Source organism: Pseudomonas gingeri, assembly GCF_013386115.1.
GTDB classification, from domain to species: domain Bacteria; phylum Pseudomonadota; class Gammaproteobacteria; order Pseudomonadales; family Pseudomonadaceae; genus Aquipseudomonas; species Aquipseudomonas gingeri.
The window spans coordinates 46,000-60,398 of record NZ_JACAOR010000001.1 but is presented as its reverse complement, the minus strand read 5'-3'; the positions used below and the strand labels follow the sequence as shown (position 1 = coordinate 60,398).

The 14,399-nt window shown below is 63.1% G+C and carries 15 protein-coding genes; 6 read left to right on the top strand and 9 right to left on the bottom strand.

The window, feature by feature from the left end; translation table 11 throughout:
* Positions 1-193 precede the first annotated feature (193 nt).
* The gene (locus tag HX881_RS00270) at positions 194-748 is read right to left on the bottom strand and encodes a DUF4123 domain-containing protein (protein WP_177082119.1); all 555 of its coding nucleotides are present in this window, start codon (positions 746-748) and stop codon (positions 194-196) included.
* A complete protein-coding gene (locus HX881_RS00265; protein ID WP_177082118.1) occupies positions 745-1,176 on the bottom strand; it encodes a hypothetical protein in 432 nt (143 codons plus the stop codon). Before HX881_RS00265 ends, HX881_RS00270 begins: the two co-directional genes overlap by 4 nt.
* A 526-nt stretch (positions 1,177-1,702) precedes the next feature.
* Here HX881_RS00265 and HX881_RS00260 point away from each other — a divergent pair.
* The 4 genes from HX881_RS00260 to HX881_RS00245 all read left to right on the top strand — a co-directional run bounded on the left by HX881_RS00260 (position 1,703) and on the right by HX881_RS00245 (position 6,952).
* Entirely contained in the window at positions 1,703-3,097 is a 1,395-nt protein-coding gene (locus tag HX881_RS00260; protein ID WP_177082117.1) for an MFS transporter, read from the top strand.
* Positions 3,098-3,311: 214 nt separating this feature from the next.
* Entirely contained in the window at positions 3,312-4,643 is a 1,332-nt protein-coding gene (locus HX881_RS00255) for an OprD family outer membrane porin (protein ID WP_017127546.1), read from the top strand.
* Positions 4,644-4,900: 257 nt separating this feature from the next.
* Complete coding sequence (locus HX881_RS00250) at positions 4,901-5,929, top strand: LacI family DNA-binding transcriptional regulator (protein ID WP_177082116.1); 1,029 nt, start codon at positions 4,901-4,903, stop codon at positions 5,927-5,929.
* A 15-nt stretch (positions 5,930-5,944) separates the two neighbouring features.
* Positions 5,945-6,952 (top strand): nucleoside hydrolase, encoded by a 1,008-nt coding sequence (locus tag HX881_RS00245; RefSeq protein ID WP_177082115.1) that lies wholly within the window; start codon positions 5,945-5,947, stop codon positions 6,950-6,952.
* Between the two features lie 7 nt (positions 6,953-6,959).
* Here HX881_RS00245 and HX881_RS00240 read toward each other — a convergent pair whose 3' ends face one another.
* Positions 6,960-7,874, bottom strand: a complete 915-nt coding sequence (locus HX881_RS00240; RefSeq protein ID WP_017127549.1) for a LysR substrate-binding domain-containing protein — start codon at positions 7,872-7,874, stop codon at positions 6,960-6,962.
* Positions 7,875-8,102: 228 nt separating this feature from the next.
* Here HX881_RS00240 and HX881_RS00235 point away from each other — a divergent pair, with 228 nt between their 5' ends.
* Entirely contained in the window at positions 8,103-8,849 is a 747-nt protein-coding gene (locus HX881_RS00235; RefSeq protein ID WP_017127550.1) for an SDR family oxidoreductase, read from the top strand.
* Here HX881_RS00235 and HX881_RS00230 read toward each other — a convergent pair.
* Together HX881_RS00230 and HX881_RS00225 are read right to left on the bottom strand one after the other, a co-directional pair.
* A complete protein-coding gene (locus HX881_RS00230) occupies positions 8,838-9,701 on the bottom strand; it encodes an SDR family NAD(P)-dependent oxidoreductase (protein ID WP_177082114.1) in 864 nt (287 codons plus the stop codon). The two genes, HX881_RS00235 and HX881_RS00230, sit on opposite strands and share 12 nt — an antisense overlap.
* Positions 9,698-10,402 carry a pirin family protein gene (locus tag HX881_RS00225; RefSeq protein ID WP_177082113.1) on the bottom strand — a complete coding sequence of 235 codons (705 nt, stop codon included), beginning with the start codon at positions 10,400-10,402 and terminating at the stop codon, positions 9,698-9,700. The genes HX881_RS00230 and HX881_RS00225 overlap by 4 nt, the downstream gene beginning before the upstream one ends.
* Before the next feature lie 147 nt (positions 10,403-10,549).
* Between HX881_RS00225 and HX881_RS00220 the strand changes: the two genes are divergently transcribed.
* Complete coding sequence (locus HX881_RS00220; RefSeq protein WP_177082112.1) at positions 10,550-11,470, top strand: LysR substrate-binding domain-containing protein; 921 nt, start codon at positions 10,550-10,552, stop codon at positions 11,468-11,470.
* Here HX881_RS00220 and HX881_RS00215 read toward each other — a convergent pair.
* From HX881_RS00215 to HX881_RS00200, 4 genes are all read right to left on the bottom strand, one after another.
* Positions 11,452-12,237: a sulfite exporter TauE/SafE family protein gene (locus tag HX881_RS00215; protein ID WP_017127554.1), complete on the bottom strand. Its 786-nt coding sequence runs from the start codon at positions 12,235-12,237 to the stop codon at positions 11,452-11,454. The genes HX881_RS00220 and HX881_RS00215 overlap by 19 nt on opposite strands.
* Positions 12,238-12,493: 256 nt before the next feature.
* A complete protein-coding gene (locus tag HX881_RS00210; protein ID WP_042935958.1) occupies positions 12,494-12,889 on the bottom strand; it encodes a GFA family protein in 396 nt (131 codons plus the stop codon).
* 66 nt (positions 12,890-12,955) lie between these two features.
* Positions 12,956-13,726 carry a class I SAM-dependent methyltransferase gene (locus HX881_RS00205; protein WP_177059701.1) on the bottom strand — a complete coding sequence of 257 codons (771 nt, stop codon included), beginning with the start codon at positions 13,724-13,726 and terminating at the stop codon, positions 12,956-12,958.
* A 68-nt stretch (positions 13,727-13,794) separates the two neighbouring features.
* On the bottom strand, positions 13,795-14,367 hold the full coding sequence (locus HX881_RS00200; RefSeq protein WP_177082111.1) for a DUF4174 domain-containing protein: 573 nt from the start codon (positions 14,365-14,367) through the stop codon (positions 13,795-13,797).
* Positions 14,368-14,399 lie beyond the last annotated feature (32 nt).

Genomic DNA, 14,399 nt, shown 5'->3' with positions numbered 1-14,399 from the left:
ACATCCGTCTCCACAACCGCCCAGGTTTGTGATGTCCTAATTATGTAGTTTTCCGACATGGAACTTTCTGTCAGACAAAGCGCTTGATTGGAGGGAAAAGGCAGGCATCGCTTGTGAGGCGTGCTTTCACCTTCGTCGATCCGGCAAAAGGATCGCACCGGGCCGGCGTTGCTTTCTGTTCGCAAGCCTTCCGCTACAGGCCGGATAACCGTCCTGAAGTGATGCGCAGGATCTGATCCGCCCGGTCGAACAGTCGATAGGCCGTGCCCTGCTCCGATTCGACGAACAGGCTCGTCATGGGCCCGAGGAACTGCGTGAATTCAGCGTCGGTACAGGTGGGCAGGAAGATCGACAGCACCCGCGGATCGTAGAAGCGAAACAGCAGGCGCCTGCCGTCTTCCGTCCGTACCCGCAGAAACTTCTTGAAGTGCAGGCGGACCCGCGACATCGCCAGCGAGGCCGGGGCTACGATGAAGATTCCCCAGGCATTGCCCCAGCCCCTTTCCAGCAGTTCCAGGGTGGCCGGCGACCCACGTGTCAGTTGCACAAGGTAAGGCGCAGCGGCCCGCAGGCGCGGAGTCAACTGCCCGGAGTACAGGCACCAGAATCTCAGCGAGCCGTAGCGCACCGCTCTGGATATTCCCGGATCGCGCGCGCCGTCGAGCAGCCAGTACACCTGATGATCGGCGCCCTCCTGAGAATCGGGCCATAACAGTGCGGTCAGTTGCTCGAGTTCGCCGGCGTTCATCCCTGCCCCTGTTCCAGGCGTTGCAACCGCGCGCGCTCGCATTCCTCACAGAACGGCGTCGCACTTCTGGCCGCCTCCTCCAGCATCGCCGCCTCGACATCCTGTGCGGCGTCGACACTCTCCCGCGATACTGGCACCACCGTCGCCAGTTCGATCTGGGTCCTGGGGACGGGGGCAGGTCCTGTCGGGCGCGGTGCCGGTGGCCTGGCGGCAGCCCCGACGGCGGATCCCGGCTGCCGGACCGGCGCCGTCGGTTGCCGGGCAAGCAGATACGCACACAAGGTGCCGGACTGCAGCCTGCGCGATAGCTGCCGCAGGACTTCTTCGTCGGCCAGGAAGTGGGTCACGGGCAACTGGCCCGAGAGCAAGGTGCGCACGCGATGGATCTCGCCAGGGCCCTGGAAATAGCGCCGGACAAAACTTTCCACCTGCCATGTCTCGCGCAGGTCTATTTTCGTCGCCGGCGCGTCACCGCCGTCGGCCCCATTCCTTGACCCGGATCGAGCAGTGCCCGTCTCGGTTCGATCGCGGATTTCGATCCGGTCCAACCCGCTGAAAAAACATAACTGCATCGGCCGAGGGTCCCCCAGGGAAGAAACAATGCGCGGACATCGGCTGCCGCCTTGCAGGGGCCGTCAACGCACACGCCAGGCCCTGACTACCATAGCAGCTCAATCCATTTGCGCTGGCGCGCCGATAGCCCTGCACGCGCCGCGTCGGCCCATCGGGCAACCTGTCATTCGACTGCAATACAACCCTGCCTAAGATCGCCCCGCGTTCAGGTCAATTGATTACCCGTATCGGCCTTCGAGGTGTATCCCGAGGCCGATTTTCAAGGATAGGAATCTACGCGCGTAGATAACCGTGAAAACACGGCAACAGCGCGGTTATCGACACCAGGACAGAGCCTTTCGACAGGCCTGTGCGGGCCATCCTCAGATCAGGAGTTTTTTGATGTCCACAGTTGAAAGTGCCGCTCGATCCACCGCCTTCGGGGCGCGTGGTGCAGCGGATGAAAGTTTGATGACCCCGCAGGGACGCCGGGAGTTGTATCGCGCCACCCTCGCCTGCTGGCTGGGCACGGCCATGGAGTATGCGGACTTCGCCCTCTATGGCCTGGCCGCCGGGCTTATCTTCGGCGACGTGTTTTTCCCCAATGTCAGCCCGGCCATGGCCCTGCTTTCCACGTTCGCGACCTGGTCCGTGGGCTTTGTCGCACGGCCGATCGGGGCGCTGTTCTTCGGCTGGCTGGGCGATCGCAAGGGGCGCAAGGTGGTGATGATCGCCACCGTGGTGCTGATGGGCGCTTCCACCACCCTGATCGGCCTGATCCCCGGTTATGCATCGATCGGTATCTGGGCCCCCATCTGCCTGGTGGTGCTGCGCTTCACCCAGGGTTTTGGTGCCGGGGCCGAACTGGCTGCGGGTACGGTGATGCTGGGCGAATTCGCCCCGGCCAGACGCCGGGGCCTGGTCTCGTCGGTGATTGCCCTCGGCTCGAACAGCGGCACCCTGCTGGCTTCGATGGTCTGGCTGGCCGTGGTGCAAATGGATCAACAGCAATTGCAGGAATGGGGATGGCGCATTCCCTTCCTGTGCAGCTCGCTGATTGCCCTGGCCGCCCTGTGGATCCGCCGCAATCTGCGGGAAACGCCGGTGTTCGAACTCAGGAAGGCCGAGTTGCAGGCCCAGCGTGACAACAGCATCGCCTCCCTCGCCAGCCTTGAACAGCCTGCCGGGTTCTGGAAAGGCAGCCGCTCCTTTTTCACCATGATCGGTCTGCGTATCGGCGAGAACGGCCCGTCCTATCTGGCCCAGGGGTTTATCGTCGGCTATGTGGTGAAGGTGCTCGCGGTGAACAAATCGGTCGCGACCCAGGCCGTGTTGATCGCCTCGATCCTGGGTTTCCTGATCATCCCGCTGGCCGGCTGGCTTTCCGATCGCTTTGGTCGACGCATCATCTACCGCTGGTTCTGCCTGCTGCTGATGCTCTATGCCTTCCCCGCCTTCATGTTGCTCGACTCCCGCGACCCGACCATCGTCACCGCCACCATCGTGCTCGGCATGGGCCTGGCGTCCCTGGGGATCTTCGGCGTGCAGGCGGCCTGGGGGGTTGAAATGTTCGGCGTGAGAAACCGCTACACCAAGCTGGCCATGGCCAAGGAACTGGGTTCGATTCTCTCAGGCGGCACCGCGCCACTGATCGCCGCCGCGCTGCTGTCCTGGACCGGTCACTGGTGGCCGATTGCGACGTACTTTGTCGCGATGGCGGGGATTGGCTTGCTGACGACCTTTGTCGCACCGGAAACCCGGGGCCGCGATCTCAACGCACTGGAAGATGCCATCTGACCGGCCAACAGTTGGCCCCCGTTCATCCGACTGCGCCGCCCCGGTTGCATGAACCCGGGCAATGACACTGCGCATCAACAGCACGGCACTGAAACAACCCGCTGCATCACCGAGAACTTCCAACGCCTCATAGAAGGCGCAAACCCGCACGGCCGTTATTGACTGGCCGGGCAAAACCACGCCTGTCCATCGGCAAACTCATAGGAGCAACGTAATGAAAAGAGCCACTCTCGCACTGGCGGTAACCAGTAGCATCCTGGCCCAACAGGCAACGGCCGCAGGCTTTATCGAAGACAGTACCGCCGCGGTCAGCTCGCGCACTTACTACCTGCGCAGTGACAATCCCAACGCCCCGGGTGTCGACCAGGACGAAGTGACACAGGGTTTCAAACTGGACTATCTCTCGGGTTTCACCCAGGGAACGGTCGGCTTCGGCCTCGATGTCCAGGCCATGCAGGCCTACAACCTCTCCGGGGGTATCCAGCACCCGAACGCCAATACGCAGAACTCATTCGCCCCCGTGGATTCCGACGGCAGCCCGGTCGACAGCTGGAGCCGGCTGGCGGGCAATGCCAAGGTGCGGGTGTCGAAGACCGAGTTCCACGCCGGCGGCGCACTGTCGCCCAACCTGCCGATCCTGGTGGCCAACGATGGCCGGCTGCTGCCGCAAACCTTCGAAGGGGTGACGGTGACATCGAAAGACATCGACAACCTGACCATCAACGCCGGGCAACTGAGTCGCTCGACGGGACGCGCGTCCTCCAATGCCACGGGACTGGCGATCGCCGGCGGCACCCGCGCCAGCAACCATTTCACTTATGCCGGCGCGGACTGGAAAGTGACGCCGGATACCACCCTGCAGTACTACCACGCCGATCTGAGCGATTATTACAAACAGGACTTCTTCGGTCTCTTGAATACGACCCGAATCAGTGACAACTCCAGATTCAAGACCGACCTGCGCTACTTCAACAGTACTTCCCAAGGCAAGAATGGCACGACCGGCTATCTCTTCAATAACAACGGCGGTTATGCCAGCGAACCCGGGAAAGTCGACAACAGCACCTGGAGTGCCGCTTTTACCTACTACCTGGGCGGCAGCGCGTTCATGCTGGGGCGCCAGCAAGTGTCCGACTCGGGCGGCGTGGTCTATCTGAACCAGGGCAGCGTGCTCGGCGGTGCCGGCAACAACGAAGGCAACGGCGGCGCCAGTGTCTATCTGATTACCGACGTGATGGATAACTCTTTCATCCGCGCGGGAGAAAACACCAACTTTGCCCAGTACTCCTATGACTTCGCGGCACTTGGCGTACCCGGCCTCTCGGCATCGGCCCTCTATCTCCATGGCGACCACATCCGTGGCAACGACGGTTCCCGCTACTCGGAATGGGAACGTGACATGCGCATCGACTACGTGGTGCAGAGCGGTTTCCTCAAAGGTTTCGGCACCTCGCTGCGCGAAGGCAGCTTCCGCAGCGGCATTCCGAACGTCGCCGCGGTCGATCAGGCCCGGCTGATCTTCAGTTACACCTACACCTTCTTCTGATCAGTCGACACAAGGCCGGGAAAAGGGGCTGCAGGCGGCTCAAGGGAACCCCCTCCAGGGGTCATCAAACTGAAATAAAACAGCAGTGATAATGTCCTATGTCATACATCGGTAATGGTCTGCTCATGAAGTGCCGCTTCCCTTCATCCACCCCAGCCCCCTTTTCCGTTTTTTTTCGGCGCGGGAATCTACGCGAGTAGACCCGCTACCCAGAAGCCTTCGGATGTCTGTCCGCTCACAAGAAATGGAAGGTAATCTTGACGAAACAGAATGCAAGCCGCGTGACCCGGGACGATGTCGCCCGCGAGGCCGGAACCTCGGTGGCGGTGGTCAGCTACGTGATCAACAACGGCCCCCGGCCGGTCGCCAAGGCTACCCGCCAGCGCGTGCTGGACGCCATCAAAAGCACCGGTTACCGACCCAATGGTGTGGCCCAGGCACTGGCCTCCGGCAAGACCAGGACCTATGGACTGGTCGTTCCCAACATCTCCAATACCTTCATCGCCTCCTTTGCCCATGCCCTGCAACAGGAGGCCCTGGATAACGGCCTGGTCATCCTGCTGGGTGACTCGGGCGACTGCCGCAAGCGCGAGTTGAACCTGATCAACAGCCTGCTGAGCCAGCGCGTCGATGGCCTGTTCTACACCAGCGTCGACCGTCATCCGCATATCGACCTGATCCAGGCCAGCGGCACGCCGTTCGTCATGCTCGACCGGGTCGACCCCAGGCTCGCCGTCAATATGCTGCGGGTCGACGAACGCGCCGCGGCCCGCCAGGTCACCGCGCACCTGCTGGGCCATGGATACCGCGAGGTCGGCATCATCGCTGGGCCGCTGGACATGCTCAACGCCCAGGATCGTCTGAACGGCTGGCGTGACGCATTGACCGAGAACGGGATCGAGGAGCGTCCCGAATGGATATTCCCCGCGAGCTACACACGCCAGGGTGGCTATGACGCGACCCGGCGCATGCTGGCCGAAGGTCGCCCTCCCCGTGCCTTGTTCTGCTCCAACGAGGCCCAGGCCATAGGCTGCATCCGCGCCCTGTCGGAGCACGGCCTGAAAGTCCCCGGGCAGGTAGCGCTGGTCTGCTTCAACGGCACCGAGGAATCGGCGTTCTACGCCCCGTCACTGACCACCGTCTGCCAACCCGTCAGGGAAATGGCCAAGGCCGCCATTGCGATGCTGCTGGCCTGGGATGGCGAGGTGAAACTGCAAGAGTTTTCCCATCGCCTGGTGATTGGTGAGTCCTGTGGATGCCATGTCGTGAAAACACCGCAAGCCTGAAAAAAAGAAGGTGGAATGAAACGTTTAATCATTGATTGCGATCCGGGGAATGGGATCGCAGGTGCGAATGTCGACGATGGTCTGGCATTGGCGCTGGCACTGGCCGCTCCGCAAATCTCCCTTGAACTGGTAACCACTGTCGCGGGCAATACGCCCAGCGCCGTGGGCTACAACGTCGCCCGGGACCTGATGGCCAGGGTCGGTCGCTCCTTGCCGGTGGTCCGCGGCAGCACCCAGGCCTTGCAGGAGCCCGGCGCGCCCTGGCGCGATGCACTGGACAATACCGTGCACAAGCGTCAGTTGGCCCATCTGTGGCAGGACGTACGCCCGCCCCTCGCGTTCGACGCACCGGAGCAGGAAGCGGCTGACGCCATCGGCCAGCTGATCTGCGCCAACCCCGGGGAAATCACCCTGGTGGCGATCGGGCCGCTGACCAACGTGGCGCTGGCCGTCGAACGTTATCCGCAGATGGTCACGGCGGTCCGGGAAATCGTGATCATGGGCGGCGTGTTTGCCCTGGATGACTACATCAAGGACACCAACTTCGGCTTCGATCCCGAGGCCGCGCAGCGGGTCCTGAATTGCGGCGCACCGATCACCCTGGTGCCCCTGGATGTCACCACGCAGACCCTGATGACCCACGACGACCTGGACCGTATCGAACGCCTCGACACGCCCCTGGCGGATTTTGTCTGCGAGACCTTCCGGCCCTGGATCGATTATTCGATCGCCACCCGCAGCCTGACCGGCTGCTGGATACATGACGCCCTGGTCATCGCCTGGCTGCTCGATCCCGATGTCGCCACCTCGACGCCGTACTACACGGAAGTGGAGTTGCGTGCCGGTCGCACGCGCGGCAAGAGCTGGCGCTACAAGCAACCGCTGCGACTGGATGTGGCCATCGCGCCATCCACCAGCGGCCTGGTGAACATCCTGCAGACCGTGGACAACCCATTGTTGCTGGAGATCATCGAAAGGTATCTGTCGATCAGGCCCGGCCCGACTGCGGCGGCTCCGGCGTGAGCCGGCGCTATCGATCGCACGCCACTTGCGCCAGCAACCACTGCTTGAACGCCTCGGCCGCCGGCGAACCCTCGGTCCCCTCCCGCTGCACGATGTAGTACGCCAGATCACACGACAGTGCATCACCGAACGGCCTGACCAGGCGGCCCGCCGCCAAGTCAGCCGCCACCAGGCTGCGCCTGCCCAGCGCCACGCCATTCCCGGAAATAGCGGTCTGCATCACCGCCGCCGAGTCGTTGATCTGCAAGCCGCGCCGGGCATCGTCGTATTCGAAGCCTGACCGGCGCAGCCAGGTTTCCCAGGTGGGGAACGCCGTGACACCGCGCATGGAAACGTCGTGCAGCAGCGGATGATGCTGAAGATCCGCGGCGCTCGCCAATGGATGCGCGCCGCTCAACAGCGCCGGACTGCACACCGGAAAGAACTCTTCAGCCATCAGGTAGGTGACTGTCAGGCCCGGCCAGTGTCCCGCGCCGAAGCGGATGCCCAGGTCCATGCGGTCCGTGGCGAAGTCCACCAGTCTGCCGTTGGTATCGAGCCGCAGCTCGTACTGCGGATACAACGTCTGGAAACCTTCCACCCGCGCCAGCAGCCACTTGTCCGCGAAGGCCGGTGGTACGGTCACGGTGATGCCGGGGCTGTGTTCGCCGGCCTTGAACCGGGCTACCGCCGAACTCAGCAGATCGAAGCCGGCCTGCAGATCCGCCAGCGCGGATACCGCCACCTCGGTGAGTTCCAGTCTCGCAGGTCCGCTGCGCGAGCGATGAAACAGCACCACCCCATGGGTGTCCTCCAGTCCCCTGACCAACTGCCCGATAGCCGCGGGCGACACGTTCAGTTCTTCGGCGGCACGGACGTAGCTCAGATGCCTGGCGGCGGCTTCAAAGGCGCGCAGGGCATTCAGATGATGGGGGGCTCTCATGAGGTGGACCTGATCGTTCAAACCAGTCCCATTGTGTCCGTCCGCCGGGAAAACAGGAATGAAAATTTCCAGCCCCAGGGGCCCGGCCCGGACCTGGATTCAGGCAGCACAGTTTTTCTATCCCGGGTGCACAGATCTTCTGATTTGGCGAGCGGATCACCGGCGACGATAGTGGTCCCCAGGCCAGAACAGCCTCACAGACTCTCAACCCCTCGACGGAGAACGACCATGAAACTGACCGACAAAGTTGCCCTGATCACTGGCGGCACTTCCGGTATCGGCCTGGAAACCGCCCGCCAATTTCGTGCCGAAGGTGCCCAGGTCATCGTCACCGGCATCCATCCAGGCCGCCTTGAAGAAGCCCGCCGCGAACTCGGCCCCGAGGCCCTTGTGATCAGCGCGGACCTGCGCAAGCCAGCCGACCTGGCCCGTGTCATCGATACCATCCGCAGCCGCCATGCACAGATCGACGTGCTGTTTGCCAACGCCGGTGCCGGCACCGCCGCGCCCCTGGAAGCCGTGACCGAAGAGCAGATCGATGAACAGTTCGCGCTGAATTTCAAAGGCCTGTTCTTCACTGTCCAGAAAGCCTCGCCCCTGCTGGTAACAGGCAGCAGCGTGATCCTGACCACCTCGTTCCTGAACCGTGTCGGTGCGCCGGGCCTGTCGATCCTCTCGGCCAGCAAAGCCGCCGTGCGCTCCCTGGCGCTGACCCTGGGCGCGGAGCTGGCGCCACGGGGTATCCGTGTCAACGCGGTCAGCCCCGGCCCGATCAGCACTCCGTTCCACAGCAAGCTGGGACTGTCGGAGTCCGAGCTCAGCGCGGTCGCCGCCAGCATCGAGTCCCAGGTACCGCTGGGGCGTTTTGGCGAGGCGGAGGAAATTGCCCGCACGGTGGTGTTCCTCGCCAGTGACGACTCGTCGTTCATGACCGGTTCGGAAATCATTGTCGACGGCGGTCTTTCACACTTCTAGGGCACACAACCGCGCACTGTCTTGCCACAGTTGCCGGGCCACCTCATCACGGCGAGCGAGCTCGGACGGTTCCGGCCAGGTCAGCTCGCCTCTCACCAGGGACGCGTACAGACGCCCTTTCGGCGGGACAATCCGCCCCAATGCCAGGTCGGCCAGAAGCTCGCCGGCCTGCAGGCGCATGCCCTCGGCGAAGTACGGGCTCAATGCCGAAGGCGGCGCCGGCAGTGCCCCCGAAGGCAGGTTGCGCCCCAGGCCGGTGCCGGGGACATAACCCGGGTTGTAGGCGATCACCCGCATCCGGCGCGAGCGGGTCTCGGGCAACGCCTCGAAGGCGCGCGCTGTCAGCAGGTTGCACAGCTTCGAGGTGGCATAGGCCCGGAATCCCGATTCGAAAGGGACGCTGCCCCGCACCGCCTTGCCCAGGTCAAGATGGGCCAGTTGTTGCGCATCGACGGAGGAAAACGGCGCCACCGGACTGAACTGCGGGTCATGGGTATTGCTGGTCGTCAGCACCACGATCGCCTCACGGGCCAGCGCCGGCGCCAGCAGGCGCAGCAGCAGGTAGTGGCCCAGGTGATTGACCGCAAAGGTGCTCTCGTAGCCGTCCACCGTGCGCGCCGCCGTCGGAAAGCCCAGCCCGGCGTTGAGCACCAGGGCATTGATCTTCGTGCTGCCCAGCGACTCGATCACTTGCCGGGCGAACTGCCGGACGCTGTCCAGCCTCGCCAGTTCCAGCGGCAGGCGGGTCGTGCGCCCGCCGATGATCAATCGTGTGCCAGGGACCTCAGCCAGTCGCTGTGCCGTCACTTGCCCCAGGCCGAACGTCCCGCCGGTCATGATGATCGTATTCATGCGCCAGGCACCTCGACCAGCACTACTTCGGTGTCTTCGATCGCCTCGACCAGCAACCCGGCCTCCTCGCTCACGGCAAGACCGTCCCCCGCCTCGACCCGCTCGCCGTTGACCGTCAGCACCCCGAACGCCGGTACCAGGTAGCCTTGGGATGCCGGCGACCAGCGATAATCCAGGCGCTGCCCGGCCTTGAGCGTCGCGCCGAGAACCCGGGCATCGGCGCAGATCGGCAAGGCGCTTTCATCACCCGGCAACCCGCTGGCCAGCACCACCCATTGACCGGCCCGATCAGACTTGGGAAAAGGCCGCGTGCCCCAGGCGGGAAGCCCGCCTTTTTCCCGCGGCCGCAACCAGATCTGGAAAAGCCGCAACGGGACACCATCGGCATTGCGCTCTTCATGCCGGATGCCCGTGCCGGCGCTCATCACCTGCACGTCACCGGACTCGGTACGACCTTCCCCGCCAAGACTGTCGCGATGGCTCACCGCGCCTTCCAGCACATAGGAAACGATCTCCATGCTTTCATGGCCATGCATGGGAAAACCGGTGCCGGGCGCAATCCGGTCATCATTCCAGACCACCAGCGCCCCTAGCGGCCGATGGGCGGGATTGCCATCGGCGCTGACCCTGAAGTGATGGTGGGCCTTGAGCCAACCAAAGTCGCCGCCGCCGAGATCGGCCTTGAATCGATGCTCCAACATATCGGTGCCTGCACAGTAGATGAACGGCCAAAGGCGGCCGGTTGCCCTATGTGAAGAGGATAAATTTGAAATGAACCTGGAAGAACAGCTTCAAAAACAACGATAGGTTGTAGAAAATAGAACGACGCGCACCCCACGAGATTGGCCATGGATCATCTGACCGACCTGAACAACATGTACCTCTTCGCCAAAGTGGTGGACCACGGCGGATTCACCGCAGCGGCGCAGGTCCTGGGATTGCAGACCTCGAAGCTCAGTCGGCGCGTCGCCGCTCTCGAAGCGGAACTGGGAGTACGCCTGCTCAATCGCAACTCGCGACGGATCTCGTTGACCGATGCCGGTCGGCTGTTTTACCAGCACTGCGTGGCGCTGGTGGAGGAAGCCCGGGCGGCGAAGACCGCCATTGACCAGACGCGCGCCTCGCCTCAGGGCGTGGTACGCATCAGTTCCCCATTGGGCGTGCTGCAGATGGGTGCCAGGGAGATTCTGACGCAGTACATGGTGGACAATCCGGCGGTACGGATCATGCTCGATGCCACCAACCGGCGCGTGGATATCATCGAGGAAGGGTTGGATATCGCCCTGCGGGTACGCTTGTTGCCGCTCGAAGATTCGGACCTGACATTGCTGCCCCTGCTCGACTCCCGGCGCATCCTGGTGGCGAGCCCGGCCTTGCTGGCGCAGCACCCTGCCCTCACTGACCTGGACGATCTGGCGGGCATGCCGACCCTGGCCATGGCCAACACCAACGACAAATACCAGTGGCATTTCCTGGCACCGCATCCGGTTGTCTTCAGCCACCAGCCAAGGCTGGCCACCGACGATCTGGAGACACTCCGTGCCGCCGCCCTGAGGGGAATCGGTATCGCCCAGCTACCGGCCAACCTGGTACAGGACGATCTGGCGCGGGGCCGCCTGTTGCCGGTCCTGCCCGAGCGCCCATCGCCCGCCGGCAGCCTGCATGCCATCTTCCCTTCCCGGCGAGGCATGGTCCCCGCCGTGCGCGGCGTGCTGGACGCCCTGCTGGCCGGATTCAACCCACAGCGATCTCAGAACACCAGCTTGTAGCCGATCGAGAACAGCATCGCCGCCAGGAACGGTCGCAACAACCCGTCCGATACCCGCCCGGTCAGATGGCTGCCGATATAGATCCCCGGCAGCGACCCCATCAGCAAAAAGCCCAGCAGTTCCCAGTTCATGTTGCCCATGCTGGCATGCCCGAGACCTGCTACCAGGGTCAGCGGCACCGCATGGGCGATCTCCGTGCCCACCAGGCGCCGGGTCGGCAGAAACGGATAGAGGATAAACAGCGCCACCGTCCCCAGGGCGCCGGCGCCGATGGAGGTCAAGGCGACCATGGTGCCGAGGATGAGGCCGGTCAGCACCGTCAGCCCGTTCAACTTCGGCGCACTGATCAGCGAATGATCGACACCCCGCCGATGGGCAAACGCCAGCAGCTTGTTCTTGAACAGCACCGCCAGCGCCGTCAGCAGCAGCACAAAACCCAGCGACCGCTTGATCACGCTGTTCAGGGCTTCAGGCGCGGTATGCAGGCTGCTCAGGAACCACAGGGTCAAGAGCACCGCCGGCACGCTGCCAAGGGTCAGCCAGCCGGTGATCTTCCAGTCGATATTGTCGTTCTTCTTGTGAACCAGCACGCCGCCGGACTTGGTAATCGCCGCGTACAGCAGATCGGTGCCCACGGCGGTCGCCGGGTTGATACCGAACCACAGCAGGATCGGTGTCATCAGAGAACCGCCACCGACACCCGTCAACCCAACGATAAAGCCGACCACCAAGCCTGCCACGACAAAACCGAAATTACCGACATCCATTAGCAAACCCTGGAGAATCTAGCGAGACGACAAAAAAACTGGCGGGCAGCATAGCGGCTAATGTTATGACCGTTTATAAGAATATAATCTAACGTTATAACCAGAAGTACTCACCTGCCCCGCTGCAATCATCGCGACCAGCACCACGCCTCCAGCTCGCATCGTCCTCCCGCATAACCAGGGACCAACGGTTTCCGGATCTTTCTCACTGAAAATGGCGGGTGGCAGGCCGAAGACAGGGGCGACAAGCTTGCGCTCACCGCCCCGGCTGCCACTCCGGATAACGGGCACCCTCTTCGTACGCCAGCCACGGCAGGTCGTGGGACACCCAGATATGGTGTTGGCCAATGAGTCCCGGGTCATCATCCAGCGTGGCGATCCGCAGGATCACCAGTGGCAGGTGTGGCCGCTCGGCCATCAGGTGCGAACCGCATCGCGAACAGAAATGCCGCAGCTTGCCAGGTGAGGACTCGAAGACCGTCAATGCCTCCTCGCCCTTGACCCAGCGAAAATGCTCGCGCCGCACCCCAGCCGTGGGGGCAAACACAGCCGCATGGGTTTTACGGCAGGTATGACAGTGACAATGCCCTATGGGCATATCGAGACTATCGACCTCGTATTCAACGGTTCCACATGCACAACTGCCTTTCATGCCTGCCTCGATCACCCTCAGTACTGGGGCGCCATCCTAGCGTGGCGCCATCGGGACTGACAGCCGCTATTCCACGCGCATGCAGCGATAGGCCTCGGTCCGATAAGGGAAGGCAATGCTCTCGCGCCCCCTCAGGGCCGGATGGGTGTCGATCAGTTCCTGGAGTTGCCCGCCAACCTGGGCCTTTTCGGCGGGCGGCAGCGCGGCAATGAAACTGACCGACATGAAGCGGTCGATGATCACTTCCCGGGCCGTGCCCACATGGGTATAACCAAGGCAACTCAGTTCGGGCGCCGAGAAGTAGCGACCGGTGAAAGGCTTGCGCCAGGCACCAGTATGGAAACGTGGTGTGTCGCCCTCGTAGGGGGTGATGATCCGGGTAATCGCCGCGACCCAGTCAACCGACTCGTCCCGGACATTCCACACCAGCCCGAGCCGACCACCGGGCTTGAGTACACGGTGGATCTCGGCCAGCGCCGCCTCGTGGGCGAACCAGTGAAACGCCTGGGCACAGAGCAAGGTGTCGGCAAACCCGGACTCCAGAGGCATGGCCTCGGCGGTGCCCGGCAAGGCCCGCACTGCCGGCAGACGGGCAACCAGTTCGGCACGCATCGCCTCGACCGGCTCGATGGCGGTGACCGTGGCGCCGGTCGCCACCAGCAGGCGGGTGAATTTACCGGTGCCGGCCCCGAGGTCGATCGCCTGCCCTTGCGCGTCGACACCCAGGGTGTCGCGCAGCCAGGACTGCAGCTCAACGGGATAGTCAGGGCGCCCCTGGGCATAGGTTTTTGCTTCAGCGCTGAAACCGATTTGTGCAGCCTTGTGAACGCCCGACATGCTCAGCCCCTGGTAGATTGATCCGCTGGGTATTACCCGGTTCATATTACCCGGTTCATGTTACAGGCTCAGTCATCCAGCGCCTTGGGGGCAGGCGGCGTTTTACCCGGTTTTTCCACCTTGCCAGGCTTGGCGCCTTTCGCCGGCTTGGCCTCGGCGGCCGCCGCCGGTGGTGGCGGTGGCGTCGGGACCACGGTTTCCTTCTCCGAGGCCGGCAACGCATCGACCGCGCTGAACACGTCCTTCAACGGCAACGGCCCGTCATGCTCGAGGATCTTCTGCTGGCCATCCTTGCCCACCAGGATCACCGTGGACTTGCCCTCCGGCGTGACCCCCAGCTTGAGCCCGCGAATCAGGGCCATGGTGGTCGGTTGTTCCATGTATTTGTTGGCACGCTTGCCCACGGTCTGTGCCACCTCGTAGAGCACCAGCTGGCGCTCGTCGAAGGCCTTCTGGTTGGCCGGGTCGTCGAGGGCCTTTTTCAGGCTGACCAGGGTCGGGTCCGCCGTACTCGGCGCGATCACGATCAACGCCCGGCTTCTCCCGTAGTCCTGGGTCAGCGGAGAATCGATATCGGCCGCCCACGAGGGGCCGGACACGAGCAGCGACAGCGCAACGAAGGTCAGAGACCGGATGAACATACACACCTCCTTTGAATATTCATGGGGTAATG

Coding starts and splice junctions, on each gene's coding strand:
- HX881_RS00245 (WP_177082115.1), top strand. CDS start 5,945: ATGAAACGTTTAATCATTGATTGCGATCCGGGGAATGGGATCGCAGGT.
- HX881_RS00205 (WP_177059701.1), bottom strand. CDS start 13,726: ATGTCGGGCGTTCACAAGGCTGCACAAATCGGTTTCAGCGCTGAAGCA.
- HX881_RS00270 (WP_177082119.1), bottom strand. CDS start 748: ATGAACGCCGGCGAACTCGAGCAACTGACCGCACTGTTATGGCCCGAT.
- HX881_RS00260 (WP_177082117.1), top strand. CDS start 1,703: ATGTCCACAGTTGAAAGTGCCGCTCGATCCACCGCCTTCGGGGCGCGT.
- HX881_RS00220 (WP_177082112.1), top strand. CDS start 10,550: ATGGATCATCTGACCGACCTGAACAACATGTACCTCTTCGCCAAAGTG.
- HX881_RS00225 (WP_177082113.1), bottom strand. CDS start 10,402: ATGTTGGAGCATCGATTCAAGGCCGATCTCGGCGGCGGCGACTTTGGT.
- HX881_RS00255 (WP_017127546.1), top strand. CDS start 3,312: ATGAAAAGAGCCACTCTCGCACTGGCGGTAACCAGTAGCATCCTGGCC.
- HX881_RS00240 (WP_017127549.1), bottom strand. CDS start 7,874: ATGAGAGCCCCCCATCATCTGAATGCCCTGCGCGCCTTTGAAGCCGCC.
- HX881_RS00200 (WP_177082111.1), bottom strand. CDS start 14,367: ATGTTCATCCGGTCTCTGACCTTCGTTGCGCTGTCGCTGCTCGTGTCC.
- HX881_RS00235 (WP_017127550.1), top strand. CDS start 8,103: ATGAAACTGACCGACAAAGTTGCCCTGATCACTGGCGGCACTTCCGGT.
- HX881_RS00210 (WP_042935958.1), bottom strand. CDS start 12,889: ATGAAAGGCAGTTGTGCATGTGGAACCGTTGAATACGAGGTCGATAGT.
- HX881_RS00215 (WP_017127554.1), bottom strand. CDS start 12,237: ATGGATGTCGGTAATTTCGGTTTTGTCGTGGCAGGCTTGGTGGTCGGC.
- HX881_RS00230 (WP_177082114.1), bottom strand. CDS start 9,701: ATGAATACGATCATCATGACCGGCGGGACGTTCGGCCTGGGGCAAGTG.